The sequence below is a fragment of the Deltaproteobacteria bacterium genome, from assembly GCA_016177765.1.
Lineage (GTDB): Bacteria > UBA10199 > UBA10199 > JACPAL01 > JACOUP01 > JACOUP01.
Genome location: JACOUP010000008.1, coordinates 865,301 through 889,755 on the forward strand (window position 1 = coordinate 865,301; position 24,455 = coordinate 889,755).

30 protein-coding genes and 1 pseudogene are annotated in these 24,455 nt (G+C 51.2%); 15 read left to right on the top strand and 16 right to left on the bottom strand.

Annotated elements, in window-relative coordinates; genetic code table 11:
- The first annotated feature begins 16 nt into the window (after positions 1-16).
- The 5 genes from HYS22_06630 (at position 17) to HYS22_06650 (ending at position 3,988) form a co-directional block, all read left to right on the top strand.
- The gene (locus tag HYS22_06630; protein ID MBI1909828.1) at positions 17-700 is read left to right on the top strand and encodes an AzlC family ABC transporter permease; all 684 of its coding nucleotides are present in this window, start codon (positions 17-19) and stop codon (positions 698-700) included.
- A complete protein-coding gene (locus HYS22_06635; GenBank protein ID MBI1909829.1) occupies positions 687-995 on the top strand; it encodes an AzlD domain-containing protein in 309 nt (102 codons plus the stop codon). The genes HYS22_06630 and HYS22_06635 overlap by 14 nt, the downstream gene beginning before the upstream one ends.
- Positions 995-1,942: a peptide-methionine (S)-S-oxide reductase MsrA gene (gene msrA / locus HYS22_06640; GenBank protein ID MBI1909830.1), complete on the top strand. Its 948-nt coding sequence runs from the start codon at positions 995-997 to the stop codon at positions 1,940-1,942. The genes HYS22_06635 and msrA overlap by 1 nt, the downstream gene beginning before the upstream one ends.
- Positions 1,943-1,993: 51 nt before the next feature.
- On the top strand, positions 1,994-3,022 hold the full coding sequence (locus HYS22_06645; GenBank protein ID MBI1909831.1) for a Fic family protein: 1,029 nt from the start codon (positions 1,994-1,996) through the stop codon (positions 3,020-3,022).
- A gap of 117 nt (positions 3,023-3,139) precedes the next feature.
- Complete coding sequence (locus HYS22_06650; protein MBI1909832.1) at positions 3,140-3,988, top strand: prohibitin family protein; 849 nt, start codon at positions 3,140-3,142, stop codon at positions 3,986-3,988.
- A gap of 44 nt (positions 3,989-4,032) precedes the next feature.
- Here the strand turns inward: HYS22_06650 and HYS22_06655 are convergent.
- Positions 4,033-4,116: pseudogene (locus tag HYS22_06655) on the bottom strand (sulfur reduction protein DsrE).
- 1 nt (position 4,117) lies between these two features.
- Positions 4,118-4,543: a hypothetical protein gene (locus HYS22_06660; GenBank protein ID MBI1909833.1), complete on the bottom strand. Its 426-nt coding sequence runs from the start codon at positions 4,541-4,543 to the stop codon at positions 4,118-4,120.
- A 360-nt stretch (positions 4,544-4,903) separates the two neighbouring features.
- Here HYS22_06660 and HYS22_06665 point away from each other — a divergent pair, with 360 nt between their 5' ends.
- Positions 4,904-5,338, top strand: coding sequence for a recombinase family protein (locus tag HYS22_06665; GenBank protein MBI1909834.1), 435 nt, complete (start codon positions 4,904-4,906; stop codon positions 5,336-5,338).
- A 20-nt stretch (positions 5,339-5,358) separates the two neighbouring features.
- On the opposite strand, the gene HYS22_06670 is transcribed toward HYS22_06665, so the two are convergent.
- Genes HYS22_06670 through HYS22_06700 form a run of 7 tightly spaced genes read right to left on the bottom strand, consistent with a single transcriptional unit; the run spans position 5,359 to position 11,108 of the window.
- A complete protein-coding gene (locus tag HYS22_06670; protein MBI1909835.1) occupies positions 5,359-6,015 on the bottom strand; it encodes a TVP38/TMEM64 family protein in 657 nt (218 codons plus the stop codon).
- Entirely contained in the window at positions 6,002-6,529 is a 528-nt protein-coding gene (locus tag HYS22_06675) for a TIGR04282 family arsenosugar biosynthesis glycosyltransferase (protein ID MBI1909836.1), read from the bottom strand. Before HYS22_06675 ends, HYS22_06670 begins: the two co-directional genes overlap by 14 nt.
- Positions 6,530-6,573: 44 nt before the next feature.
- Positions 6,574-7,620 (bottom strand): methyltransferase domain-containing protein, encoded by a 1,047-nt coding sequence (locus HYS22_06680; protein ID MBI1909837.1) that lies wholly within the window; start codon positions 7,618-7,620, stop codon positions 6,574-6,576.
- A gap of 18 nt (positions 7,621-7,638) precedes the next feature.
- Positions 7,639-8,595, bottom strand: a complete 957-nt coding sequence (arsS, locus tag HYS22_06685) for an arsenosugar biosynthesis radical SAM protein ArsS (GenBank protein ID MBI1909838.1) — start codon at positions 8,593-8,595, stop codon at positions 7,639-7,641.
- Complete coding sequence (locus HYS22_06690; protein ID MBI1909839.1) at positions 8,534-9,223, bottom strand: glycosyltransferase family 2 protein; 690 nt, start codon at positions 9,221-9,223, stop codon at positions 8,534-8,536. Before HYS22_06690 ends, arsS begins: the two co-directional genes overlap by 62 nt.
- The gene (locus HYS22_06695) at positions 9,220-10,647 is read right to left on the bottom strand and encodes a mercuric reductase (protein ID MBI1909840.1); all 1,428 of its coding nucleotides are present in this window, start codon (positions 10,645-10,647) and stop codon (positions 9,220-9,222) included. The genes HYS22_06690 and HYS22_06695 overlap by 4 nt, the downstream gene beginning before the upstream one ends.
- Positions 10,648-10,673: 26 nt before the next feature.
- Positions 10,674-11,108, bottom strand: a complete 435-nt coding sequence (locus HYS22_06700) for a hypothetical protein (protein ID MBI1909841.1) — start codon at positions 11,106-11,108, stop codon at positions 10,674-10,676.
- A gap of 109 nt (positions 11,109-11,217) precedes the next feature.
- Between HYS22_06700 and HYS22_06705 the strand changes: the two genes are divergently transcribed.
- From HYS22_06705 to HYS22_06720, 4 genes are read left to right on the top strand one after another with little or no spacing between them, the layout of a single operon-like run.
- On the top strand, positions 11,218-11,841 hold the full coding sequence (locus HYS22_06705; GenBank protein ID MBI1909842.1) for a sigma-70 family RNA polymerase sigma factor: 624 nt from the start codon (positions 11,218-11,220) through the stop codon (positions 11,839-11,841).
- Positions 11,831-12,118 (top strand): zf-HC2 domain-containing protein, encoded by a 288-nt coding sequence (locus tag HYS22_06710; protein MBI1909843.1) that lies wholly within the window; start codon positions 11,831-11,833, stop codon positions 12,116-12,118. Before HYS22_06705 ends, HYS22_06710 begins: the two co-directional genes overlap by 11 nt.
- Positions 12,115-12,738: an MgtC/SapB family protein gene (locus HYS22_06715; protein ID MBI1909844.1), complete on the top strand. Its 624-nt coding sequence runs from the start codon at positions 12,115-12,117 to the stop codon at positions 12,736-12,738. Before HYS22_06710 ends, HYS22_06715 begins: the two co-directional genes overlap by 4 nt.
- Positions 12,735-13,361, top strand: a complete 627-nt coding sequence (locus tag HYS22_06720) for a class I SAM-dependent methyltransferase (protein ID MBI1909845.1) — start codon at positions 12,735-12,737, stop codon at positions 13,359-13,361. Before HYS22_06715 ends, HYS22_06720 begins: the two co-directional genes overlap by 4 nt.
- Here the strand turns inward: HYS22_06720 and HYS22_06725 are convergent.
- Entirely contained in the window at positions 13,358-15,214 is a 1,857-nt protein-coding gene (locus HYS22_06725) for a thioredoxin domain-containing protein (protein MBI1909846.1), read from the bottom strand. The genes HYS22_06720 and HYS22_06725 overlap by 4 nt on opposite strands.
- On the opposite strand from HYS22_06725, the gene HYS22_06730 reads away from it, so the two are divergent.
- The gene (locus HYS22_06730; GenBank protein MBI1909847.1) at positions 15,143-15,574 is read left to right on the top strand and encodes a hypothetical protein; all 432 of its coding nucleotides are present in this window, start codon (positions 15,143-15,145) and stop codon (positions 15,572-15,574) included. The genes HYS22_06725 and HYS22_06730 overlap by 72 nt on opposite strands.
- Here HYS22_06730 and HYS22_06735 read toward each other — a convergent pair.
- Genes HYS22_06735 through HYS22_06750 form a run of 4 tightly spaced genes read right to left on the bottom strand, consistent with a single transcriptional unit; the run spans position 15,567 to position 16,912 of the window.
- On the bottom strand, positions 15,567-15,836 hold the full coding sequence (locus HYS22_06735; GenBank protein MBI1909848.1) for a heavy-metal-associated domain-containing protein: 270 nt from the start codon (positions 15,834-15,836) through the stop codon (positions 15,567-15,569). The two genes, HYS22_06730 and HYS22_06735, sit on opposite strands and share 8 nt — an antisense overlap.
- Entirely contained in the window at positions 15,833-16,126 is a 294-nt protein-coding gene (locus tag HYS22_06740; GenBank protein MBI1909849.1) for a hypothetical protein, read from the bottom strand. The genes HYS22_06735 and HYS22_06740 overlap by 4 nt, the downstream gene beginning before the upstream one ends.
- Before the next feature lie 10 nt (positions 16,127-16,136).
- Positions 16,137-16,481: a hypothetical protein gene (locus tag HYS22_06745; protein MBI1909850.1), complete on the bottom strand. Its 345-nt coding sequence runs from the start codon at positions 16,479-16,481 to the stop codon at positions 16,137-16,139.
- The gene (locus HYS22_06750) at positions 16,481-16,912 is read right to left on the bottom strand and encodes a MerR family transcriptional regulator (GenBank protein MBI1909851.1); all 432 of its coding nucleotides are present in this window, start codon (positions 16,910-16,912) and stop codon (positions 16,481-16,483) included. The genes HYS22_06745 and HYS22_06750 overlap by 1 nt, the downstream gene beginning before the upstream one ends.
- 1,069 nt (positions 16,913-17,981) lie before the next feature.
- Here HYS22_06750 and HYS22_06755 point away from each other — a divergent pair.
- The 3 genes from HYS22_06755 to HYS22_06765 all read left to right on the top strand — a co-directional run bounded on the left by HYS22_06755 (position 17,982) and on the right by HYS22_06765 (position 21,484).
- Entirely contained in the window at positions 17,982-18,476 is a 495-nt protein-coding gene (locus HYS22_06755) for a hypothetical protein (protein ID MBI1909852.1), read from the top strand.
- A gap of 78 nt (positions 18,477-18,554) precedes the next feature.
- Positions 18,555-20,204, top strand: a complete 1,650-nt coding sequence (locus tag HYS22_06760; GenBank protein MBI1909853.1) for a hypothetical protein — start codon at positions 18,555-18,557, stop codon at positions 20,202-20,204.
- Between the two features lie 89 nt (positions 20,205-20,293).
- Entirely contained in the window at positions 20,294-21,484 is a 1,191-nt protein-coding gene (locus tag HYS22_06765) for an ATP-binding protein (protein ID MBI1909854.1), read from the top strand.
- Between the two features lie 55 nt (positions 21,485-21,539).
- Here HYS22_06765 and HYS22_06770 read toward each other — a convergent pair whose 3' ends face one another.
- Positions 21,540-22,541, bottom strand: coding sequence for an inorganic phosphate transporter (locus HYS22_06770; protein ID MBI1909855.1), 1,002 nt, complete (start codon positions 22,539-22,541; stop codon positions 21,540-21,542).
- A complete protein-coding gene (locus HYS22_06775) occupies positions 22,534-23,154 on the bottom strand; it encodes a DUF47 domain-containing protein (GenBank protein ID MBI1909856.1) in 621 nt (206 codons plus the stop codon). The genes HYS22_06770 and HYS22_06775 overlap by 8 nt, the downstream gene beginning before the upstream one ends.
- A gap of 113 nt (positions 23,155-23,267) precedes the next feature.
- On the opposite strand from HYS22_06775, the gene HYS22_06780 reads away from it, so the two are divergent.
- Entirely contained in the window at positions 23,268-24,455 is a 1,188-nt protein-coding gene (locus tag HYS22_06780; protein ID MBI1909857.1) for a hypothetical protein, read from the top strand.

Genomic DNA, 24,455 nt, shown 5'->3' on the forward strand with positions numbered 1-24,455 from the left:
ACGAGTGAGTTCCCCGATGACCTTTTCTTGGAACGGTTTTAGACGCGGTCTCCAGCAGACGATCCCACTGGCCTTCAGTGTTGGCGCCTACGGTCTTTTGTTCGGGATGCTGGCCCAGAAGGCGGGGATGTCGCTGGCCGAGACGCTCCTGATGTGTTTGACCGTTTTCGCCGGTGCCTCGCAGTTGGTGGCGACCGACCTCTGGCAGTCTCCTCTCCCGGTCTTGGCGATCATCGTCACCACCTTTGTCATTAATGCCAGGCACCTCTTGATGGGGGCGGCGTTACACCCCTGGTTCAAATCGCTCAAACCACACCAGGCGTACGGCAGTCTCTTCTTCTGTGCCGACGAGAACTGGGCCTTCTCCCTCGCCTCTTTTCAAAAGGGGGAAAAAGACTTGGCCTTTCTGGCCGGCGGGGGGTTTTCTATCTACACCTTTTGGTTTACGGCTTCGTGGATCGGGTTTACCGGCGGGCAAATTATCCCCGACCCGAGAGTCTGGGGACTCGATTTTGCCTTTACCGCCGTTTTTCTGGCGCTCCTTGTCAGCCTCTGGCAGGGACGTGGAGATCTCTGGCCCTGGCTTGTTGCCGCGGTTGCGGCGGTCGTCACCCATCATTTTTTGCCGGGCAAGGGGTACATCCTGGTCGGGGCCTTTTTAGGAAGTCTTGTGGGGGCTTGGCGCTATGGAAATCGGTAGAACCGCTTTCTTCACCATCCTCGGGATGGCCCTGGTGACCTATCTTTCCCGGATCGGCGGGCTTTGGTGTCTCAACCGGATGGCGATCACCCCCCGTCTGGAGGCCTGGCTCAAGGTGTTACCCGGAACAATTCTGGTTTCGATTGTGGCTCCATCGATCATCATGGGTGGACCGGCCGAAAAACTCTCCGCCCTTCTCACCATTCTGGTCGCTTGGCGGACCCGTAATATCCTTTTGGCAATGATGATTGGTGTTGCGGCCGTTTGGTCGCTACGATATTTACTGGGCGGATGATGAAAGCGATCCTTGCCGGTGGCTGTTTCTGGTGTGTCGAGCATGCCTTTCGGGGGTTGAAAGGGGTGACCGAGGTTGTCTCCGGTTATATCGGCGGCCGGGCCGCCGACCCCACTTATGAAGAAGTCTCTTCGGGTAAAACCGGTCATCTGGAGGCGATTGAAGTGACCTACGACTCTTCTCAAGTCAGCTATTTCGGGCTCCTCGATTTTTTCTGGAGACAGGTGGATCCGACCGATGCCGGCGGGCAATTTGTGGACCGCGGGAGCCAGTACCGGACTGCCATTTTTTACGAAAATGAAGAACAAAAACGGATCGCCGAGAAATCGAAAGAAGAACTGAGTCAATCGGGGCGTTACAACAAACCGATTGTCACCGAGATCCTTCCAGCCACAATCTTTTATCCGGCTGAAAAATACCATCAGGATTATTCTCGCAAAAATCCGGTCCGCTATGCCCTTTATAGTTTACACTCCGGCCGAGAGCAGTCCCTGCTCCGCAACACCCTCAATCCGAAGCAGTATGAGGTGACCCAATGCGGCGGCACGGAACCCCCTTTCCAAAATGAATATTGGGATAACAAAAAAGAGGGGATCTATGTCGATGTCGTTTCAGGCGAGCCGCTTTTCAGTTCCCTCGACAAGTTCGATTCCGGGACCGGATGGCCCAGCTTTACTCGCCCACTCGAACCTCAAAATATTGTTGAGAACGAAGATAACAGTTTTGGCGTGAAAAGGACCGAGGTGAAGAGCCGCAAGGCCGGCTCGCACCTGGGTCACCTCTTCCCCGACGGCCCCACCGGCGGGACCGGCCCCGCCCCAACAGGACTTCGTTACTGCATCAACTCCGCCTCGCTTCGTTTCATCCCCAAGGAGGATTTGGATAAGGAGGGGTATGGGGAATACCTCCAGTTTTTTCCTCTGTCTACGCAGACGCTTCCTCTTTAAAATCATTTGAACCTTTACAATCGTCCAGTTATCGTCTATTATTCGTCTAACATGTTTCAACCTAAATTCAGCGTATCCGATTTATTATTAAATAATATCAAGAAGATAGCTATCTTCACAACAGAACTAAACCGCCAATCTTTTTCTAAAACCGTGTTAGCCAGTTTTGAAAAAAAAGCCAATGTCCTCTCTACTCATACCTCCACCAGCATCGAAGGGAATCCGTTACCGCTGACGGAAGTCAAAAAACTTTTGAAATCAAGACCTGAAAATATTCGGGATACGGAAAGAGAAATTCTCAATTACAACCGTATACTGGAAGAAATGAACGAAAAAATAAAACGGGGTTCCATCGCAATCGACATCCCCTTCATTTGTTGTGTTCAGCAAGAAATCACCACCGGTCTTATCGAAAAATTCCGGTGTGGGAAATTACGCACGGAACCAATTTTTGTCAATGATCCGCGAAGCGGAAAAACGGTTTATTGGTCTCCGGATCATCGAGATGTTCCAAAGATGATGGATAACCTGATCCGGTTTGTAAAAGAAAAACGGGGTCACATTGAACCTCTGATCTTGGCCGGTATTTTTCACAAGGAGCTTGTCATCATTCATCCCTTTATGGATGGGAACGGACGTACAGCACGTCTTGTAGCCAAGGCCCTGCTTGCCGACATGGGCCTCAATACATTCAATCTTTTTAGTTTCGAAAATTATTACAACAAAAACGTTGCCGCCTATTTTCAAAATGTTGGGATATTGGGAAATTATTATGAACTGTCAGACACTATCGATTTTACGCAATGGCTGGAATATTTTACCGGTGGTATTATCGATGAATTGTTGCGTGTCAAAAAAGAACTAGAGACGGAACTGGCATCGCCAGAGCTTGTGTTACAATCGCATCACAAAAAATTACTCGATTTCATCAAAAAGAACGACTTCATCACTGATCGCGATTATTCAAAATTGACCCAACGGGCCAAGGCCACACGGGCACTCGATTTTAAAAAATTGTTGGAGATGGATCTCATTAAGCGCTTCGGTAAAGGAAGGCTGACGCATTATAAAATGAAATAAATTAATGGCTCAAAAAAACAGGACCTAGGTCAGATTCGGGATTGACTAAAAACCATCTTCGTGTTGGGTGAGGCCGGAAGATGTGATTGAGGTACAAAAATAACGCGGGAGGAGACCATGAATGGAAATGACGAGATTGCCGAGTTGCAAAACTACATAAAGGGGCTTATTCCCAAGGGAAGGAAAAAATTGACCCTGGTGGTTCTGGTTTTTGGCCTCATCGCGATAGCCAAATCAGTTACGATTATTCCCGCAGGACACGTGGGATTAAAGGATTTCTTCGGGAATGTCTCGGATAGGACACTTTCTGCCGGATTGCACCTCGTCAATCCATTGCTCAGAATCCATAAACTTTCAATTCGGACACAAGAAGTGACAGAACAGGCCAATGTTCCCTCAAAAGAAGGTTTGAGTGTTCATTTGGATGTTTCACTCTTATCCAGCCTCAATCCCGAGAAGGCGGCCCAAGTCTACAAGACGGTCGGGCCCGACTACATTCGGGTCGTGGTTATTCCACAACTTCGATCAGTGATCCGGGGTGTGACCGCTGGCTACGAAGCAAAAGCTCTTTATACCTCAGAGCGTGAGGCGATCGCGAACGAGATGTTTTCCCATTTGCAGGGACCCCTCTTGGAGCGCGGGGTCACCGTTGAAAAAGTCCTCTTGAGGAGTGCCACATTGCCGGCTATTCTTGCGACGGCGATCGAAAAAAAGCTGGAGGCGGAACAACAATCGGAACAGATGAAGTTCGTTCTTAATAAAGAAACGCAAGAAGCCGACCGAAAGAGGATCGAGGCCCAAGGGATCGCCGACTTTCAGAAGATCGTCACCACCGGGCTTACCGATTTATTTCTTCGCTGGAAGGGAATTGAGGCCACATCAAAGCTCGCCGACGGTCAAAACAGCAAGCTGGTCGTCATTGGAAGCGGAAAGGACGGATTGCCGATCATCTTGGGAGGACAATAGGGAGTTTGGGGTACGGCGAACTAAATTCTGAATAAAAATTCAAACTTCTTCAAGGAAAAATTGCCAAGCCGAAAGGCGTTCCAGACGGTTTCAGGATCGCTGGAATAGAGAACAAGGCCGAGTTTCATCCTATCCCTCCATTGATGACCTCTTGTACATCACCCCGATGATCATGCCGGCGACCAGCATGTCGATCATTGCGATGACAAACCACGCGACTGCGAGAAAGAGCGAAACCGGCCACATGATGTAGGTCCAAACCGACATCGGAATGGCGGTCAAGAGACCGATTGTCAAACCGAAGCGCAGCCCCTCGGCAAGCGGGCTTCTCTTCCCTTCATAGCCGCGGTGGAAAATATAGACGACGATGAACGATGTGATGAGCGTTGAAAACCAGCCTAGAGGCATGAGCCGGTTCATATCTGTCATTGGCCTCCAGATTGATGCGGTTGTGGCATAGGTTTCTTTCAAGAATAGGCCATGAAAGATTGCTTCGAGCATTGTAACGACCACCGCCACGATGACGGCTGTGAGTCCCCACCTCTTCTTATCCATAAATCCTCCTGATGCCCCTCAATCGGGGCAATGATTATTTTCTCACTGAACGGTACCCAAATATGAAACGGGTTGTCCACGTTTAAAATGGGCTCTTTGAGGTTCCCGTTTTTGTATGTACCGGTATGTATGTACCGGGTACACGCCTAAATCCCTGAAAAATAAAGGGGTGGGATTCGCCCTTCGCTAAAGACAGGCCAATCACGCTCAGGGCGTCAGCGCCTCACTTCCGGCGGCCGGAATTGGCCGCCTCATCCTCCCTCATTGGTCGGCGTTCGGCGCCGTTCTCATCCCACCAACAGAATTCAATAAAAAAGCCTCCACGAGGGAGGCTTTTTTTATTGATGCTCCCCGTATTGGGTGCGAACCCGAACTGAACTCCGGCGTTATAAAACGTTTACCATTGAGTTCCATGGGGGCGTCTTTACCGGATTCCGGAACTACACCCACTACCTCGTCCGGCCTGACGAACCGATTCCCCTTCAATTGCTCCGCAAGACTCACGTCAACATAGGTCCACCACGGCCAAAATGCCACCCTATTTCAGGCCAGCCTCTTATGTACGGCCAAACCCCCTTCGGGTTCAAGAACATCAATGGCACCCTTATAGAAGACCCCTTGGAGCAATTCATCCTCAAACAGATGCGGGAAATGCGCCAGAAGGGGTCTAGCCTCAACGAGATTGCCCGCTATTTAACGAATTCTGGGATCCCGACCAAGAATGGTGGACGGTGGCAGAGCAATACAGTGAATCAAATCTTGTCGCGTCTTAATTCTGGTTCACGATCTTTTTAAACCAATGCATTCCCATCGGCTCACTTTCTGAATCTCTTATAAATCACCGGAACAAGCGACAACAGCACGAACAAAATCGTTGAAAGGATCAGATGGAAGGTCGCCTTCTCTTTGGCTCCCGTTGCCCCGCTTAGAAGGGAGGCGGCGAAGTAGGTATAGACAAAGGTGCCGGGGATCATCCCCAAAAAAGAGGCAAGGGCGTAGTCGGTAAATCGGACCTTGGAAAGACCGGCACCGAAGTTGATTCCGTTGAAAGGGAAAAGAGGGACGAGCCTGAGATAAAAGGTCAGGCGAAAACCGTGACTCGCCGCTTGTTCATCGAACTCCTTCCATTTTCCTTTCAGAAAACGCGAGACAAAATCCCGTCCCAAGTATCGTGCCCCGAAGAAACCGGCACCGGCGGCAAGGTTCGAGGCAATCACGTTGTAGAAAAATCCGGGGATGACCCCATACAGGGCACCGATGGCTAAAGTCAGGGCCGAACCGGGAAGACCAAACAACCCCCCGATGCCATAGACAAGAATGAGAACAATCGGAATCCACCAGAGTTCATGGGCTGATTTTGTAAGGGCGATGAGATGGCTTGGAGTCAAGAGTTGCCGCAAGGGTGTAAAAAAGTAGGCGGCGAACCCGCCAACCAAGATCAACAGAAAAAGAAGTGGCTTAAAATTCTTCATCGAGATCCGAGAGTGTTTTTAAAAGTTCGACCTTGAGGCGGCTTCTGTTGGCCTTTTCAAGAGTCTTATTGAGAACCTTTTCCGTACTCCAAGGAATTCCTTCAAAAAGAAAGGGATGCGCCTTCTTCATCCCGATCAGATAATAACCCCCGTCCTTGGCCGGGCCGAGGACAAGATCGGCTTTATCCAGATGATCAAAGGCATCGCACAAGAGTGATCGGTCTATCTCGACACAATCGGTGCCAATTAAGACGGTTCGGTCTGAACCATTCACTAACGATTCCTGAAAGGCCGCTGACATTCGTTGTCCCAAATCTCCATCACCTTGCGGCTTTATCTCCAAAGATGGAAACCATTGCCTGAAATCGTTTTCCTTTTGAGGAGGATCGAAACATAGAGTCCGTCGATACTCACCATTCAATGGAAGCGTCTTTTTTATGACCGTCTCGATCATTTCCCGATAGCGAAGGGCCGCCTCGACTGCGCCCACGGTTCGGGCCAATCGGGTCTTCACTTTCCCTGCCTCTGGGTACTTCGCAAAGATGAGGAGACGGTTGTTCAACAACAGTTTCCTTTCTGAGGCATCTCTCCGACCACTTTCAATCCGCAATCAAAAAGCCCATAGTGGGTAGAGAGATCGCCGGTCACGTTGAAGTGTGAGGCATACCGTGTCTGTTGAAGCATCGCGGCGGTATTGCTACAAACCGGAACCGGTCGTCCTTTTTCAAAGAGGTGATGGTCATCCAGAAAGAAGGCATGAGGTGATTCCGGAATTGTTCCCAAGTAGGTAGCGATCTGTCCGTAATCCTCACATCGGTCTTCGAGTTTCATTTTGAATGCCCGGATCGTCGTCGACCAGAAGTCGATCATCCCCGCCTTTGCCTCCACCCCCGGATTTTTCAACTCAATCCGGGAACGGGAGGCAACACGATAATCGTGGCATCCAACCTCAAGAAGAAGACGGCGAAAGTCTTCGAGGTAAAGGGCACCACCGAGGCACTCACCCAAGAGGACTGGATCTTCCGACAATTCCTTCGGCATCCGGCGACCGGTAAAAATATCAGAAAAGTAAAGCTCTCCGCCTGGCTTCAAGACACGAAAGATTTCGGAGAAGACCCGACGCTTATCGGATGAGAGATTGATGACGCAGTTCGAGACAATCAGATCGACGGAGTTATTTTTGATCCCAAGCGATTCAAGATCCTCGATGTATCCCTTTAAGAAACGGATGTTCGATTGTGAGTAGCCAAACTGCCTCATCTGGTAGGGGAGATGTCGTCTTGCCACTTCCAGTTGTTCGTCGGTCATATCGACGCCGATGACCTGACCTTCCGGACCGACCAACTTGGAAAGGATGTAGGAATCGCGTCCGGTGCCGCACCCAAGGTCCAGGACCGTCAGCCCTTTCAAGACCGATGGGATCGGAGAGCCACAGCCATAACATTTTTCGATAATCTCCGGGTGAATCATCTTCACAATTTTACGGAGATGGGACGGAAAACTATTGGTGCCGCAACAGGCGTTGGTCTTGAGGTCTTTTTTTCCCGTCAGGACCTTCCCGTAATAATTTTTAACTTCTTCTTTTGGATTCATTATCTGTGACATGCGAATTTCCTCCCTTTCTTAAATCAGTGAACCGGAACAGGAGCTTCCAGCACCTGCGGTACAACCGTAACAGTGATTCGCAAACTGAATCGGGTCGGATGCCAGTTCATCAAATGACTCGATCTCCCAAATCGTTCTTCTTTTTCCTCCAAGTGGAATCTCAAGCATCTGATTAAAATCACAATCGTAGATTTTGCCATCCCAGCTTATGGAAACGAGGTTGCGACACATCACATGACCGGCCGCCTCTTGGTTGAAATGGGTCACCAGAAGGTCGGTGTATTGATCCAACTCACCTCGACGTTCCAAATAATCGTGAAATCTCTTGATCGGCATGTTGGTGATCGTGAGCAGGTGATTAAATTCGATGTCGAAGAGTTCTTTCAGTTCCTTTTTGTAATCGTCCTCCAACTCCGATTGAGGTGGTGGTAGGAAAGGACCGACCGGATTGTAAACAAGATCAAGGAGAAGACCGGTTCCCTCTTTTCCATATCCCAACTCATTCAGGAGCCGAAGCGCCCGGATACTTTTATCAAAGACCCCGTGGCCCCGTTGGGCCTCGACGTTTTCTTTAGAGTAACACGGAAGTGATGCGACGATCTGAACACGATGTTCCTTGAGGAAACCCGGAGTCTCCTCCTGGCCCTTTTGAAAAAGAACCGTCAGATTACAGCGATCAATCACCTCGCGTCCGAGGTTTCTCGATTCCTCAACCAGAAAACAAAAGTTCGGATTGAGTTCCGGCGCCCCGCCGGTCAGATCAACCGTCCGAATCGTGGGTGACTTCTTCAAAAGTTCCATGAGCCGTTCGGCGATCTTTCGCTCCATGATCTCGGTCCGCTTCGGCCCCGCCTCTACATGGCAATGAAGACAGGCGAGATCACACAGCTTGCCGACATTGATCTGCAAAATCTCAAGCGGCTTCCGTCTGATTTCGAGCCGGTTCTTTTTTAATATCTCCATGAACGGGATCATGAAAAACCCTCCGTCTAAAATTGACAATTATTTCCAACGAAACCCCCAGTCGCCAGAAAATCATCGTGAGCCAATTGACCAGCGTTGTCTTGAGATAACCGTGTCGTTCCCATCTCCTGCTACTTGTCACTGCTTTCTTCGGGTAGAAACAAAGAGGGCCTAAGGTCTTCATCTTTTGAATGAGCAGGACATCCTCCAAAAGTGGTGCCTCCGGGTAACCCCCCAACTTTTTAAAATGGGCCTTGCGAATGAAAATCGCCTGATCGCCGTAGGGGAGTTGAAAAATTCTTTCGCGAAGCCGAACACCAAACTCGATCAGACAACTCTTGAAACCATTTTGGTCCAACGCGAATCGAAAGGCCCCGCCTACGAGTTCCGGCCTTTGATTCATGACTTGGGCAAGTTCGATAAGATCATCCGGATTCACTTTTGTGTCGGCATGAAGAAAAACGAGCAAGTCTCCTTTTGCCTTCGCCGCACCCACATTCATCTGATAGGCACGATTGGCGATTCCTGTCTTTTCCGCATCAATAACGATGACCTCCAATTGAGAATCTTTCTCAAGTTCGGAAAGATTTCGCTTGAGATGAACGCCGTCGTTCAAAGAAGGAATGATGACGCTGATCATTCGAACCTCCATTGGAAAAATCTTTTCAGCCATTTTTGTGTTCGAGGAGAAAGTCGGGATCGCTGATAGGTGTCGGCGATCCGTTTGGAGATTTCGGCGAGTGTCGGATAGATGTGAATCATCGAGGCGACTTTTTTCAGTCCGATCCTTTGGTGCATCGCCAACGCAAGTTCGTGCAGGAGATCCCCGGCATGAGAACCGACGATGGTTACACCCAACAACTGGTCCGATCCCTTCTCGGTCAACACCTTGATGAATCCCTCATCCTCACGGTCACAGACGGCGCGATCCAAATCCTTGAAGGAATAAGAATAAATGTCATGGTGGAGACCCTTTTCCTTGGCTTCTTTTTCGTTCAAGCCAACTCGCGCCACCTCCGGATCGGTGAAGGTGCACCAGGGGACAACACGGTAGTCGATCTTCGATTTTCCGGGAAAGAGTGCATTTCTTAGGATCAGTCGAGCCTGAAAATCGGCGGTGTGGGTGAATTGATAAGGACCGACGACATCGCCACAGGCATAGATATGTTTGGAGGAAGTTCGGAGAGTGTCGTCCACCTCGATCCCTTTTTTTGAGAATTTTATTCCCGCCTTCTCCAAGTCAAGGTTGTTCACGTTTGGGGCACGACCGACGGCGACTAGAATTTTGTCGAACGGGATTCGTTTTTCCTTTTGGCCTTCTTGTACGGTCAGCTCAAAAGATTCACCCGATTTAATTTCAACCGCCTTGTGTCCCGTCAAGACCTCAATCCCTTCACGTTCAAATCTCTCCTTGATGAGAGCAGAAACCTCCACATCCTCCCGGATAAGAAGGGAGTCCAACATTTCAACGACAGTAACCTTCGATCCCAATCGGGTGAAGACCTGTGTCAGTTCGGCACCAATCGGGCCTCCGCCGAGGACGACAAGCCGCTTTGGAACTTCCGTAAGCCCCCAGATATTATCGCTGGTCAGGATCGGCACTTCTTGAATCCCCTTGATCGGTGGCACAAAGGGGGAGGCTCCGGTAGCAATGACAAATCGTTTTGCCGACAGGGTGACGGTTCCATCGGTGATCTCGTAGGGGGAGATGAATCGAAAGGAACCAAAGTGAAGAGCAACACCGAGTCCACGGAACCGGTCGGGTGAATCATGCGGCTCCAATTTTTCCTGCACCGACCGAACCGATTTCATGATTTGGGAAAGATTGATTTCCGGATTGAGATCGGAAAGGCCAAACCGATTCCCCGTCCTCGCATCATATAAAAGCTTCGCCGTTCGGATGATCGCCTTCGATGGGACACAACCGGTATTGAGGCAATCGCCGCCCATCTTCTGTTTCTCGACTAAGGCGACCTTTACTCCCAACCCTGCCGCACCGGCCGCCGACACGAGGCCACCCGATCCGGCGCCGATGACAATCAAGTGGTATTTTCTCAGGTTCATGGAAGCCTCTTCAATTCATGAATTCTTTATGAATTGCAAGAGCTACAACTCGCCGCTGTAGGTGTCGCGTAAACAACCCCCACCACCGCGCCATAAACGAGGTGACCGATCAGACTTCCCATGGCCGGAGCCACGGCACCGGAGAAGAATCCCATCCCCATCATCGGCATCACGACAATCTGGGCCATGAGCCAAGGGGCAATCCCGTACAAGGCACCACGGATGATTGCCGGTCCGGGAAGTCTGTCACTAAAAAAGGTATACCCAAAGGCGAGAACCGTCCCGATCATAAAGTGGGCGACCCAACCGAGTGTCACCGATCCCCCCATGACCCCGGCCAACATCCCCGCAATATCCATCTTCGGTAACCCCATCATCGGGGCGCCGAAGGTGGCAACGATGGTGATTGCCACCGTCCCCAGAATCCCTGCCAGAATCCCCTTCTTAATGTTGATCTTCATAAGTCCCCCTTTTGTTTGGTTTCTATACGTTTTGATGCCGGGGACAGGAAAAAGTCTTGAGAGATTTTGTCTTCCCATTCCTTGAGATTATGCTAGATTTGCAACCCTTGTGGAAAGTCTTCCAAAATCCCAAGATGTTTCCCCCGTTGCCGCATCTAACACCAGTGAGAAGGATTTGATTCGGGGCCTCCGCGAGAAGGCCGATTGGGCCTTTCGCGAATTGATCTCTCGCTGGTCGGATAAACTGTACCGGCTTTCACTCCGGTTCTTGAGACGCCCGGAGGAGGCCCAGGAGATCGTTCAGGAGGTGTGCTTGAAGGTGGTGGAAAAGATTGACACATTTGAAGGTTCCTCTTCATTATATACTTGGCTCTATCGGGTCACCGTGAACGAGTCGTTGATGAGGCTTCGGCCCGATAAAGGGAAGAAAACCGTTTCGTGGGAGGATGTCTTGCCAAAATATGAGAATGGCATCCACACGCAGGAGTTTTCGGATTGGGCAAAACTCCCGGACGAGAGGTTTGCCGAAAAAGAGATACAAGAGTTTGTCCAGTCGGCCATTGAACTCCTGCCCGATGATCTCAAAACCGCCTATCTCTTGAAGGATGTCGAGCAACTGCCGGAGGATGAGGTCTGCAAGGTTTTAGAGCTCACCAAACCAGCCATGAAAAACAGGGTTCACCGTGCCCGGCTATTCTTGAGAAAAAAGATTGAGGCGAAGTATGTCCGTTAAGCACAAAATGATCCGGGCCATGTTTGGCCTCATGGGACTCCCGACCTGTGAGGAGGTGGAACAGTTCGCCTACGACTTTTTGGAGGAGGCTTTGGATTCATCGACAATGAAGGCGGTGGGGCGACACCTCAGGGCGTGTAAGAATTGCCAGCGGTTCATCGCGGCCTATCGCAAGACGGCCGCGTTGGGGAAAATGTTTGAGAAACCGCAACTCGATCCGGAATTCAAAGAGAGTCTCTTTGAGTTTCTGGTTCAAAAGGCAGGAGGAAGGGTATGAAAGAGATTTTGATTCCGCTCGGTGTCAGTTTTCTCTCCGGGATGATCTTGGGACTGGAACGGGAGATGTCGCACAAACCGGCCGGACTCCGCACCCAGGTCCTTGTGAGCCTGGGGACGACCCTCTTTATTATTTCGGGGCAGTTGTTTGGCGGAGAGGTCATCCGACTTGCCGCCAATGTGTTGACCGGGTTGGGGTTCTTGGGGGCCGGTGTCATCTGGCAACAGAAGGGAAATGTTCGGGGACTCACAACGGCGGCACTCATCTGGGTTAATGGAAGCCTTGGCGTTGCCATCGGATTTCAACAATACGTCTTGGCCGGTGCAGGAGTTCTTCTCACTCTCATTGCCCTGCGGCTGTTGGGATTTGTCGAAGAAAAAATTAAGAGCAAGTGTCGGGTTTTCCGTTACGAGGTTGTCACAAAAGAGAATGAAAAAGTCTTGGAGACGATCCATGAAGCCTTGAATCGTTGTCATTTTCAGGAAGATCCACTCACCTTTGAAAAAGGGGCTGATGCAGTCACGGTTCGTTTTGCCTTTTGCAACCCGCCGTTACGGCATCAGGAGTTTGTCGAAAAACTTCGCAAGATGACTGATGTCCTCGGGGTCAAAACCGAATGACCGATGAGAATCACCGTCTACGATTAAAATACCAATGGACCTCATGGGTCTATGACCTCCTCGATTATCCGTGGGAGCGGCAATACCGAAAGTGGCGGCCGGAGATCTTGAAAGACGTTAACGGCCGGGTTTTGGAGGCCGGAGTCGGAACAGGACACAACCTGCGTCACTATTCTTCGTCCGTAAACCTCACTGCCATTGACTTAAGTTCGGGGATGCTTGGTCAGGCGCGAAAACGGGCAAGACAGGTCCGATGCAGAGTGGACCTCCAAGAGGCCGATGCCACAAACTTGAACCGATTCACCGATGGAATTTTTGATTGGTACGTCTCGACTTTCATGTTCTGCGTAATGCCCGACCGCTTGCAACCTATTGCCCTGAAAGAGATGGCGCGAATTCTTAAACCGGGGGGGAGGTTCCGCCTGATTGAGATCCTTTATTCCAAAGACCGCGCCCTACGACTCCGCCAGAAAATCCTCGCTCCGTTTGTCGAGTTTGTCTATGGGGCACGGTTCGATCGAAAAACCTTGGATCATCTTCGCGCGTTTCCATCGCTCAAGGTAACTCGCACGACCTATTTGAAGGCGGATACCTATCTCTTGATTGAAGGGGAAAAAATTTAAGGATTATATTTTTCAAAATCGTTGATGAGCTTTTTGGCTTCTTCCAAGCTCGTTGTCGGGCGCTTGCAGATATTATTCTCGCAGACGTAGATCGTTGGTTGATCGTTCTGCATTGTTTTGCCTTGCAGGATCGCGGGGTATTTTGAATCACCGAGAGGGGCAGCCTCCCCCATTGCCAAGACCTTGTTGGGGATAAAAGATTCAAAAAAGAATTTTCTGATTTCCAGCATTGTTGGATCATCCAGCCTTCCGACGACGGCCACCTCTTTGGACCGATCGAGGTGATAATCAATAGCTGTCATCAGCATGGAATACCCGGCGGGGTATGAGGCGGCAATGCCCGACACGGCGTTCAAAAGTTCCCCCAATCTCTTTTGATACCCTTGATCGAGGGTCAGATCATGAAGTTTTAAGAGATTGAGGACCGAAACGGAATTTCCGGATGGGGTGACACCATCATCAAATTCTTTCTTACGAACCAGAAGTGATTTTTCTTCCGCCTCGGCCAGGTAATAGCCGCCATTCTTTTGATCCCAAAAGAGTTTATCCTGCTGGGATTGAAGATCGACTGCCCACCCAATCCATTGCGGGTCAAAGTCGCTTTCATACAGGGTGAGAAGACCATGGATGAGAAAAGAATAGTCGTTGACCGTTCCGGAATAGCGGCTCTCGCCATCGCGGTATCTCCGTAAAAGTTTTCCGTCCTGATATAGCTTTTGCCGGATGAAGGCGGCCGACTTCCGGGCGGCATCGAGATAACGAGCCTCTCCCAAGACCTGGTATCCCTTTGCCATGGCGGCAATCATCAACCCGTTCCAGGAAGTCAGGATCTTGTCGTCCTTGTGCAACGGCGGGGCTTTAGATCGTTCTTCCTTGCTGAGACGATAATAATCTCCCTCTTTTCCGACCTCACCGGCATCTTGTGCAGAGTAAAATCCCCCTTCGGGGTGGGTCATCTCCCTCAAGACATAATCAAGGGATTGTGTGACAACCTCGGCATACCTTTGCTTTTTGGTGATTTGGTATGCTTCGAGATATGTCCAAACGAGGAGCGCATTGTCGTAGAGCATTTTTTCATAGTGGGGTTCATTCCAGTCTTTATCTGTTGCATAGCGATGAAACCCGCCTCCAATGTCGTCATAGATACCTCCACGGGCCATCGCATCAAGGGTTTGCGTCACCATGGCAAGGGCCTTGGGGCTGCCCGTCCTGCGATGGATTCTCAAGAGAAGTGAAAGCTCCATGCTGTGTGGAAACTTCGGTGCACCTCCGAAACCACCGTTTGTTTTGTCGAAGTTTTTCTCCAACTGTTGAAACGTCTTTTGGAGAGTGCGGGTATCCGCATTTGCCGTGCCGGAGACTTCGCTTTCTTTTTGAAGAAACTCGGTGATTTTGGTCCCCGACTCCAGAATCTTTTCCGGATTCTTTTGCCATGAGTCCTGAATTTGAGAGAGAAGTTGAAGGAATTGTGGACGCCAGAAGAACGTTCCGCCAAAAAACGGTTTCAAATCGGGAGTCAGAAAAATAGAGAGCGGCCAGCCGCCGCGGCCGGTCATCCCGACGACCGCATCCATGTAGATTTGATCGACATCCGGGTGTTCCTCCCGATCCACTTTAATACTGATAAAATCTTTATTGAGGATTTCCGCAACATCCTCTCTTTCAAACGAATCTTTCTCCATCATGTGGCACCAGTAGCAGGTCGAATAACCGATGGAGAGAAAGATGATCTTGTTTTCCTCCCGTGCCGCTCGAAAGGCTTCATCGCCCCACGGGAACCAATGAACAGGATTGTCTTTGTGCTGGAGAAGGTAGGGACTTTTTTCTTCGCCGAGGCGGTTGTATTTTTTGATGGAGGTTTTGCCTTGATTAGGGTTGACGGACTCGACGCGGGAAGAAAAATAATCTCCCTTCCAGAAGGCAATGGCCCCCAGTATCAGTACGCCATCCCTCCTGACCTGCTCGTGAAGATCGTCCGGGAGAAATTCATTGAGAAGACCCCAACGCTGACGCTCCTCCAAAGGTATCCCAGCGATCAAGAAAACGAATACGTCAGTACCATCGCCCTTCTCGACGTTCCGGAGTCAGAGGTCAGAGAGATGCTCAAAGACCAACCTCAATTCCTCGCCCACTTCCTCGATTGCCGAATCCATGCAAGAGAGGTGCTGGAAGGAAAACTCGCCGACCTAAAAACACACCTTCGGGTCAGTTGAGCTTGGAGGTCTTGAACCCCGTCTTGTTCGCTTCCTGAATGATCTGGTCAGCGGTCGCGGGTGATCCGTACTTGCAAATCCCCTCTCCCTTTTCCCGATCAATCGTGATCTCCTTGCAGAGTGATGAGAGTTGCTTCTTGACCTTCGCCTCGCACATCCCGCAGGTCATCCCCTCGATCTTCATCTTGAGAGTCTGTGGTTCCGCCGCTGACAGCAGTCCCGGCAGAAGTAATGCCATGACGACAGTGATGATTTGTTTCATTTTGTTCCTCCTTGGATTTCTTTGACTGCCTTTGCAATATCTCCCAAACAGCAACTCTTCTTTGGATTGACAGCTTCGCACCGACAGTTACCGGCTTTTATTTGCGCCCTTAAAAAATCCGGTATTGTTGTCTTTCCGGTTTTTTTGATCTCCTGCTCGATATCCTGCCTAAAAATATGAAAACAGTAACAGATCGGCGATGAATCATACCTCTCTTTCACAGGAGATGCCGGGGCTTGGGCTGTCTCCTTGTCGCTGACTTCACACTCTCCGTCAGAACAGTTTCCCATAGTTGGCTCCTTAAGATGCAATCAAATGCGGTCCGATCAAAAAGATCGCCGCCAATGCCGTTGAGATCCACAAGAGAATCTTCGTCCATTTCTGACTCGTCGGGTTGCAGAGCTTGGCATCCTCGCCTGCCTTGCCGGCAGGCAGGCAAACCGCCTGTTTCCTTCCATAAACCAGGTAAAAGGCGGTCCCCAATAAGAGGATGGTCAGGATCGTAAAATACTTCTGATAGGGGACCAGGGCCGAGGCAAAACCAACAGTTCCGGTCAGTCCCAACAAAAGAAGCGGCAAGGCACAACAGGAACCGAAAAGGGCGGTCGCACTCGCCCCAACGGCGGTGATTCGTGAGAGTTGCATCAGTTCTTTCCCCCTCTCTTTCGACGACCTGCCGACTCGATAATCTCACAAATGCAGGTCGTTTTACTCTTGCGAACCCTTTTCCAATTTCTAAGAAGACCCCCGATTGTTTTCTTCAACCGACCCATCTCCTTCATCTTTTGATGCAGGGTCGAGATTTTCGTCTCAAGGAGTTCCACCACATGTTCGCAGGGCTTTCCTTTAAGCCTCTTTGCCTCGATCACCTTCTTGATTTCATCAAGGGTCAATCCAAGCCCCTGTGCCGTCTTGATGAATCGGATAATATCAATTGTTTCCTGCGGATAGAGACGGTAGCGAGAGGAAGACCTCGGAGCCACAGGGACGAGACGCTCCTTTTCATAGTACCGGACCGTCCACGGATCGACACCACACTGTTTTGCCAACTCGCCAATAAACAACCCCGAATGCATAGAGGCATTATAAACCTTTGAGTCGACTCTAAGGTCAAATTGTTTTTTTACGGCATCCGGCGTTCGGCGCCGTTCTCATCCCACCAACAGAATTCAATAAAAAAGCCTCCACGAGGGAGGCTTTTTTTATTGATGCTCCGGGGGTGGGATTCGCCCTTCGCTAAAGACAGGCCAATCACGCTCAGGGCGTCAGCGCCTCACTTCCGGCGGCCGGAATTGGCCGCCTCATCCTCCCTCATCGGTCGGCGTTCGGCGCCGTTCTCATCCCACCAACAGAATTCAATAAAAAAGCCTCCACGAGGGAGGCTTTTTTATTGATGCTCCGGGGGTGGGATTCGAACCCACGACCAAGTGATTACAGGTTCCCCATCACTTTCATGATGGCCTGGACTATCTCTTTACCCTCTTTTAGAGGGTAGTGGGCGCTCGAGGGGAGATTATTCTTTCGTCACTCCCTAGTCTCTGCACCTTCCTCCCACTTTTGAGGTTGGGAAGCTTGGCTCAGGATTGCCGTGTCCCTTAGCTGGGATTTAGGGTTCCCTGAGTTCACCCACTTTTCGACCACGGTCACCCGTGGAAGCTGCATTGAGGCATGGGTTTCACGGTGACAATTCGCACAGAGCATCACACATTTATCCAATTCCTTTTGGACACGTTGCCAACTTCGCGAATGACCATACTGCGAAATGGCAAAATCCTTTTGGAGAGGATCTAAATGGTGAAACTCCAAGGCCTCCAGGCATTTCATGTAACCGCAAAGGTTACATTGGCCGCCTTTGTAGTCGATTGCCATTTGACGGACTTTCTTTCTCCGTTTAGCAACCGCCTTAATATTCGCTTCTCGGCGGTCCTGATACCTTCTTGTCTCCCGTCTAGCCACCATACCTCCTTTCTACAGTCACCTACTCTGCCGCTGAGCTACCCCGGAAAAAATAGGATGCCGACCTGGTTTCCTAACAGATGTCCAGAGACGGTTCAAGTGGAGAATTTCAAAGCGTTTTTAGTGTTCCCTCTAGTCTTCCTACCCAAAAAGTGATAGATTGGGCAAAATCTAAAAAAAGGGGGGGGTATGTTTTCCAAAGAATCGTTGGCCATTCTTGTTTCCGTCATCGGGTTCGGTTTGTGGCTCGGGTGCGGTGGGGACAGCAGTACGAGCAAGACAGATACTCCTACAAAAACCAGTTGCGATGGCACGGTGGAGACGGCGTTGGTTGGCAATTGGCGGATTTTGACGGAGACCAAATATTATACGAATAGCCTTCCCCCCTCCACGGTCACCCCTCCCAGCACGTTGGTGGTGCTGGATGCCGACGGTGGCTGGACCTTCGGCTCCTCGAGTGGCACCTGGTGTGTCGCCTCGATTGTCGCCAGTGACTGGACCACCTGGGCCATCGCGGATTATGGAGCCAAGCGGAAATTGATTTTAACCAACTGGAATGACACGACGGAACAGGGACCGATCGATGAACCGACCGGTGCCATCGATAACCTCTGGATCATCTACAGCGATACCGGCGATAGCGGCCCCGGCACGATCTGGATGAAATTGGGGGCGAGTGGTTGAAAATAACCCTTTAAAACCTGATAAATACCCCGCAACGATCCTTGAGGACAGACGATAAGTCTCGTCAATCGAGGATTTATGGGGCTAACACAAAGTGATGCTTTAGGCCTTAGGGATACGCTGACCAGTCTTTGGAATCGCGCCCGTCGGGAACAATATTCCCAAGTCCCAACGTCGGAGCAGATGACTAGGGCCGAACAGGCATTGGATTGGCTCGCGGCCGGAGAGAGTGACAGGCTCGCCGAGGACGCAAAGGCCCAAGAGGCGTTGCGGGTGGTCCTCTCTTTTGGCGGGCGGTACCTCCATTTTTCGCGGGAGGCCAGCTTTGCCAACCTCCTTGCTGAGGCATGGACCGTTTTAAGGAGAATCGTTGAGGGAGGGAGTCCGCCGGCCGCTGGCAAGGCGGCGCCAACGCAACCTTTTAGTCCCTCTCTTTTTTCTGCAAGCCCCTTTCCCCCATTGCTCCGGGCAGACGGCTTTGAGAAGACCTTTGAAGGGTCTCTCGATCAGGTTCGTCAGGCCTTGAGGGGATCACCCGAGGGGGGCAGGATTTTTACACCCCAGGAGGCCGACCTTGTCAGTCGGGATATAGAAACCCTCCAGCGAATCATAACCGATGAAATAGTCCCGCGGTTTGGCATCTATCTCTCACCGAGATACAGCGTAGTCGTTCTTTCCAGACAGGGGGCGCCGTATGCCTGGATCATCCGGCACCGGCCGACAGGGCATGTGGTGACCAGCCGGTTTTCTGACCAACGGAGACCTTCTCTCATTTTTCCTTTTTCCCGGAAAGAGGTGATGCTCCGTTTTGACCGGCAAACCGACACCCTCTTTTTAGCCGGGAGAACGGCGGCTGGGAATCCATTCTCACTGGAGGGGCGTTTTGCCCGTTCCTCGGAGGGACGGTTTATTCGGGTTCAGGGCAGGCAGAGGGATGCTGACCCCTGGATCCGAAATTTTTTTGGCATTGATGAATGGCTGCAAGAAATGTGCGGGGCTAAGGGGGATAATGAGGGTGACCGGGTCGATTATTTTCGTGCCGGGAACGACCGGATGCTCACCCGGTGGGACCCCTCGGGACTTTTTAAAGATGCCACCGTACAGAATTGGAAGGGAGGACTCTTTGGTTTAAGTCCGGTTATTGCCAGAGATGGACGTCGTTACCATTATGACCCGGGTAAGAGGCTTTACCCTCGATGGGCCGGCATTGTCAGGGGGCCCAACCAGCGACCGATCGTCTTTGAGCAGGTCCACGACCTGGGACTCAATGTTATTCGTTACGAGATCGCCCACCCCTACCTTGTTGCCCGTCTGGAGGTTCTGGGTGTTTCGGAGGTCGAGATCATCTTCCGTTTGGTCGAGGAGGATGGCGATTCCATGCAGGTTCGGGTCGATTTAATGGGAGAAGATGTGATTTTGGAACCGGAGGGAGGCCGAGGTCGGGGAGGCCCCGGGTTCGCCCCTGTTGGTCCTTCACCATCCATCGTGCCTGGCGATCCAAATACCCCTTTTCGAACGGAAGGACTTCGGACAGTATGGGAAGGGCTGACTCCTGGGGAGAAGGCACAATTTGGGAACCTGCCGGAAGGGTCGGGTGACACACCATTGTATGAAGCACTCTTGGTCGAGAGGGTCGGTTCAGAGGCGGTTCACGGCGGGGTCCTTTTAGAACGGGGGGCGGCGGAGAGGGCGGCCCTTGGGAGTCGCCGGATGGTTTTTGAACGATGAGATCACCAATCTTCTTGGAGATTTTTACCCGGGGGCTAAGGCGTTTTTATGTTATTGACATTTATGCAGTATAAGTGCATATTATCCGCATGTGGATTGAGCGCTATTATGGATCCGTCTGCGAGAGGCTTGCCCGAGAATTCCCTGCCGTTTTATTGACAGGGCCGCGGCAGGTGGGCAAGACGGCCCTATTGCGACATGACTACCCTCATTCTACCTATGTCAGTTTTGATCATCCCGCTGTGGCCCGGCAAGCCGAGTCAAATCCCAACGAGTTTTTTGCCTCTCTCAAGGAACCGGTCATCCTCGATGAAGTCCAGTACGTGCCGGAGATTTTTCGTCATCTGAAAGTGCTCATTGACCGAAACCGAAAGAACGGCCGATTCTTCCTGACCGGATCGCAAAGTTTTTCACTGATGGAAGGGGTCTCTGAAAGCTTAGCCGGCCGTTGCGGCATTGCCGAGATGCACTCCCTCTCCCTTGATGAAATCAGTCGCCATGACTCAAGTGTGTCTGATGCTCAATATATTATCCAAGGAGGCTTCCCAGAGCTCTACAAAGGTGGCATTGAGAACGTGAAGGATTGGTTTGGATCGTATCTGGCGACCTATTTAGAACGGGATGTCCGAAACGTCAGGAACGTTGGAGATCTGAGGGATTTTGAAAGATTGTTGCGAGCCCTCGCTTCGAGAACGGCCCAGCTTCTTTCTTATTCAGATTTGGCACGTGACGTTGGCATCGCACCCAATACTGCAAAACAGTGGATCTCCATCCTCAGAGCCTCAGGACAAATTTATCTTCTGGAACCTTACTTCGAAAGCCATGGGAAAAGGCTGATTAAATCACCCAAACTCTATCTGATGGACACGGGTCTCGCCTGTTATCTGACAGGGATTTCCTCTTGGGAAGATTTGATCCGTTCCCCATTAACCGGGGCGATCTGGGAGACGTTTATTGTTGGGGAGGTCGTTCGCTATTTTCTCGCTCGGGGCGAGAAATACCCGCTGTGGTTTTGGAGGACTGCCTATGGGGATGAGGTGGATTTGTTGATTGAACGGGGGGGGAGGTTCATTGCGATTGAAGCAAAATTTGCCGAATCACCGTCCGGAAGTGATTGGAAGGGAATCAAGGCCCTGAAAGATTTCTATGGTGAAAAACGTATTGAGAGGAGCTACCTGGCTTGTCGGACAAAACATCCCTACTTGAATTCCGATACGAACACAAAGGTGATTCCTGCCAGCTCGATCGGAAAAAGGAAGCTGGAAAAATCGAGGGAGTAAGGGGCCATTTTTCCTCTACATGGTTTTTAAACAATGAAGGTCAAGATCTGCGGGATCAAAAAAGTTTCAGAAGAAGGTAAGTCAGAGAGGCGACCATTCCTGCCGCCGGGATCGTGAGGAGCCAGGCGAGGAGGATCGAATTAACCACCCCCCACCGGACGGCGGAGAGCCTCCGGGTCGAACCGACCCCCATAATAGCGCCGGTGATGGTGTGAGTGGTGCTGACCGGGATCCCGGCGAAGGTCGCCATAAAGAGTGTTGTGGCGGCCGCTGTTTCCGCCGCAAAACCGCCGACCGGCTGTAGTTTGGTAATCTTCATCCCCATGGTTTTCACAATCCGCCACCCCCCGAACATGGTCCCCATCGCAATAGCAAGGTGGCACAGAAAAATCACCCAGAGTGGGACGTAAAATTCGCTCCCCAGATGCCCGGTGGAAAAAAGGAGGATGGCAATAATCCCCATCGTCTTCTGGGCATCGTTGCCGCCATGCCCGAGGCTGTAAAGGCTGGCGGAGAGGAGTTGCAGGCGCCGGAAGTATTTATCCACACGGGAGGGGGCGGAGCGGTAGAAAAGCCAGTTTACCAGTGTCATCACGATGAATCCGAGCAGAAGTCCCATCAACGGTGAGACAAGGATGAAGATGCAGATCTTGATCAGGCCGCTGGCGATCAGCGAACCAATCCCGGCCTTGGTGATGGCGGCGCCGACAAAACCGCCGACGAGGGCGTGGGAGCTGGAAGTAGGCAGTCCCCACCACCAGGTCAAAAGGTCCCAGACGATCGCCCCGATCAATCCCGCAAAGATCACCGAGATGCTCATGACGGTGGGATCGACGATCCCCTTGCCGATCGTGGTGGCGACATGGACCTTGAAGACGAAAAGGGCGGCAAAATTAAAAAAGGCGGCCCAGGCAACGGCCGATCTCGGGGAAAGGACTCGCGTGGAGACAATCGTCGCCACGGAATTGGCGGCGTCGTGAAAACCGTTGATGAAGTCAAAGCCCAAGGCAACAACAATGACAAGGATGATAATCAGGAGTGAATGGGACTCAAGCATTCTTGAGGACGATTCCTTCAAGGACGTTCGCGACATCCTCACAACAGTCGGCGGCGCTTTCCAACGTTTCCAGGACCTCCTTTTCCTTGATCACCCTGATCGGGTCTTTTTCCTTCTCAAAGAGGTTGGAGATCGCAATCCGCATCGCCTCATCCGCTTCGTTTTCCAACCGGTTGATCTCGATGCATTGGGCCAGGATCATCTCCGGTTTCTTCATGTTTCGGAGGCGCAAGACCGCCTTGGCGACCTCTTCAACCGCTCTGACCAAGATCCGGACCACCTTTTTCATATCCTCCCCCGGTGTCGAGACCTTATAAAGGACCATCCGGTTGGCGGCGCCGTAGATCAGGTCGAGGATATCATCCAGCTCACTGATCAACGCATGGATATCTTCCCGGTCAATCGGGGTGATGAAGGTCTTGTTGAGCATTTCAATCGTGTCGTGGGTAATCTGATCCCCCGCATGCTCCGCATCTTCTAATTTCTTTAATTTTTCAGGCAGGCGGGTGTAATCGGAAACAAAATCGGCCAGGAGACGCGCCCCGTGGATGCTGTTGTTAGCCGCCTTTTCGAAGAGGTCAAAAAAGGCGGTTGATTTGGGGAAGAGTGACATGGAATTACCCCTATAATGATCGCACCTGCCCTCGTCAATGATCTTCTTCTGTTGCTTATCATCCTTCTTTTTTCTTTACGATTCATTCATCCTAACGTAAGGAGGAACAGACGATGAAGACAATGCTGATCCGGTGGAGTTTGATGATCTGGTTGCTCCTCTTGGCCGTTCCCCCGCTCCATGCCGAAGAGACGGAGGGGACAAAAGAGGTGTCATCGAAGGTTGAGTATAAGGTTGGCGAGGGTTTGCAAGTCACTTCAGCCGATGGATCCCGACAGATCAATTTTCAGGAACGGGTCCAGGGGCGGTTTACCTACAATGCCTTGGACGCCGTGGCGGATACGGAGACCTTCGCGATCCAACGGGGCAAGATTCGGGTCTTTGGGTTTGTCTTTGAAAAAAGGCTCCAGTTTGGTCTCCAGATAAACCTGGCCACTCGGAACGCCGCAACCACCACAGCGGTCTGTCTGGATGCCGGCTGTACCAAGACCGCCAATGCGGTCACTGCGGAGGGTACGACCGGCCTGGCGACCCTCGAGGATTTTTTTATCGATTGGGTACCGACCGAGACCCTTGGCATCAAGTTTGGCCAGTTTGATGTTCCTTTCCTGATCCAGCAGTTGACCTCTGATGGCAAACAGCAGTTTGTGGATCGATCCCTCGCCACCGATTTTTTCAACTTCGGCAGGGATATCGGGATCTCCCTGCATGGAAACCTCTCCGATCATTTCGGTTATGCCATCTTTGTGGTCAATGGTGAAGGGGTGAACAATCTGAACCGAAACAAGGCGGTGCTGACAGGGCTCCGTCTGGAATTCCCAATTCTTGGCAAATATTCTTATTCGGAATCGGATAGCGATGATTCTGACAAACCGAATCTGGGGGCCGGTCTCGCCTATGCCTTCAACAAATCGGCCAATGCGACACAAGGAGGGACGATTGCCGCCGGGACCAAGGCCTCCCATGCGACGATCGATTTGGGGTACAAACATAAAGGATGGTCTTTTCAGGGGGCAGGGATGTTGACCCGGACCCATGAGACGGCCGCCTTTACCAATTGGGGGTACAACGGGCAGGCCGGCTGGTTTGTGATCCCCAAAAAGTTCGAGGTTGTGGGTAAGGCCGGCGGCACCATTTTTTCAGGCGCCGTCCCTAACCAGTATGAGTATGCCTCGGGGTTTAATTATTTTATCAAAGGACATCCAATCAAGTTGCAAACCGATTACACTTTTCTTATCAATAACCGCGGGCAAGACCTCAAGGACCACCGCATTCGAACACAAATGCAGGTGACATTCTAA

Coding starts and splice junctions, on each gene's coding strand:
- HYS22_06630 (MBI1909828.1), top strand. CDS start 17: ATGACCTTTTCTTGGAACGGTTTTAGACGCGGTCTCCAGCAGACGATC.
- HYS22_06635 (MBI1909829.1), top strand. CDS start 687: ATGGAAATCGGTAGAACCGCTTTCTTCACCATCCTCGGGATGGCCCTG.
- msrA (MBI1909830.1), top strand. CDS start 995: ATGAAAGCGATCCTTGCCGGTGGCTGTTTCTGGTGTGTCGAGCATGCC.
- HYS22_06645 (MBI1909831.1), top strand. CDS start 1,994: ATGTTTCAACCTAAATTCAGCGTATCCGATTTATTATTAAATAATATC.
- HYS22_06650 (MBI1909832.1), top strand. CDS start 3,140: ATGAATGGAAATGACGAGATTGCCGAGTTGCAAAACTACATAAAGGGG.
- HYS22_06660 (MBI1909833.1), bottom strand. CDS start 4,543: ATGGATAAGAAGAGGTGGGGACTCACAGCCGTCATCGTGGCGGTGGTC.
- HYS22_06670 (MBI1909835.1), bottom strand. CDS start 6,015: ATGAAGAATTTTAAGCCACTTCTTTTTCTGTTGATCTTGGTTGGCGGG.
- HYS22_06680 (MBI1909837.1), bottom strand. CDS start 7,620: ATGTCACAGATAATGAATCCAAAAGAAGAAGTTAAAAATTATTACGGG.
- arsS (MBI1909838.1), bottom strand. CDS start 8,595: ATGATCCCGTTCATGGAGATATTAAAAAAGAACCGGCTCGAAATCAGA.
- HYS22_06690 (MBI1909839.1), bottom strand. CDS start 9,223: ATGATCAGCGTCATCATTCCTTCTTTGAACGACGGCGTTCATCTCAAG.
- HYS22_06695 (MBI1909840.1), bottom strand. CDS start 10,647: ATGAACCTGAGAAAATACCACTTGATTGTCATCGGCGCCGGATCGGGT.
- HYS22_06700 (MBI1909841.1), bottom strand. CDS start 11,108: ATGAAGATCAACATTAAGAAGGGGATTCTGGCAGGGATTCTGGGGACG.
- HYS22_06710 (MBI1909843.1), top strand. CDS start 11,831: ATGTCCGTTAAGCACAAAATGATCCGGGCCATGTTTGGCCTCATGGGA.
- HYS22_06715 (MBI1909844.1), top strand. CDS start 12,115: ATGAAAGAGATTTTGATTCCGCTCGGTGTCAGTTTTCTCTCCGGGATG.
- HYS22_06720 (MBI1909845.1), top strand. CDS start 12,735: ATGACCGATGAGAATCACCGTCTACGATTAAAATACCAATGGACCTCA.
- HYS22_06730 (MBI1909847.1), top strand. CDS start 15,143: ATGAACAGGATTGTCTTTGTGCTGGAGAAGGTAGGGACTTTTTTCTTC.
- HYS22_06735 (MBI1909848.1), bottom strand. CDS start 15,836: ATGAAACAAATCATCACTGTCGTCATGGCATTACTTCTGCCGGGACTG.
- HYS22_06740 (MBI1909849.1), bottom strand. CDS start 16,126: ATGGGAAACTGTTCTGACGGAGAGTGTGAAGTCAGCGACAAGGAGACA.
- HYS22_06745 (MBI1909850.1), bottom strand. CDS start 16,481: ATGCAACTCTCACGAATCACCGCCGTTGGGGCGAGTGCGACCGCCCTT.
- HYS22_06750 (MBI1909851.1), bottom strand. CDS start 16,912: ATGCATTCGGGGTTGTTTATTGGCGAGTTGGCAAAACAGTGTGGTGTC.
- HYS22_06755 (MBI1909852.1), top strand. CDS start 17,982: ATGTTTTCCAAAGAATCGTTGGCCATTCTTGTTTCCGTCATCGGGTTC.
- HYS22_06760 (MBI1909853.1), top strand. CDS start 18,555: ATGGGGCTAACACAAAGTGATGCTTTAGGCCTTAGGGATACGCTGACC.
- HYS22_06765 (MBI1909854.1), top strand. CDS start 20,294: ATGTGGATTGAGCGCTATTATGGATCCGTCTGCGAGAGGCTTGCCCGA.
- HYS22_06770 (MBI1909855.1), bottom strand. CDS start 22,541: ATGCTTGAGTCCCATTCACTCCTGATTATCATCCTTGTCATTGTTGTT.
- HYS22_06775 (MBI1909856.1), bottom strand. CDS start 23,154: ATGTCACTCTTCCCCAAATCAACCGCCTTTTTTGACCTCTTCGAAAAG.
- HYS22_06780 (MBI1909857.1), top strand. CDS start 23,268: ATGAAGACAATGCTGATCCGGTGGAGTTTGATGATCTGGTTGCTCCTC.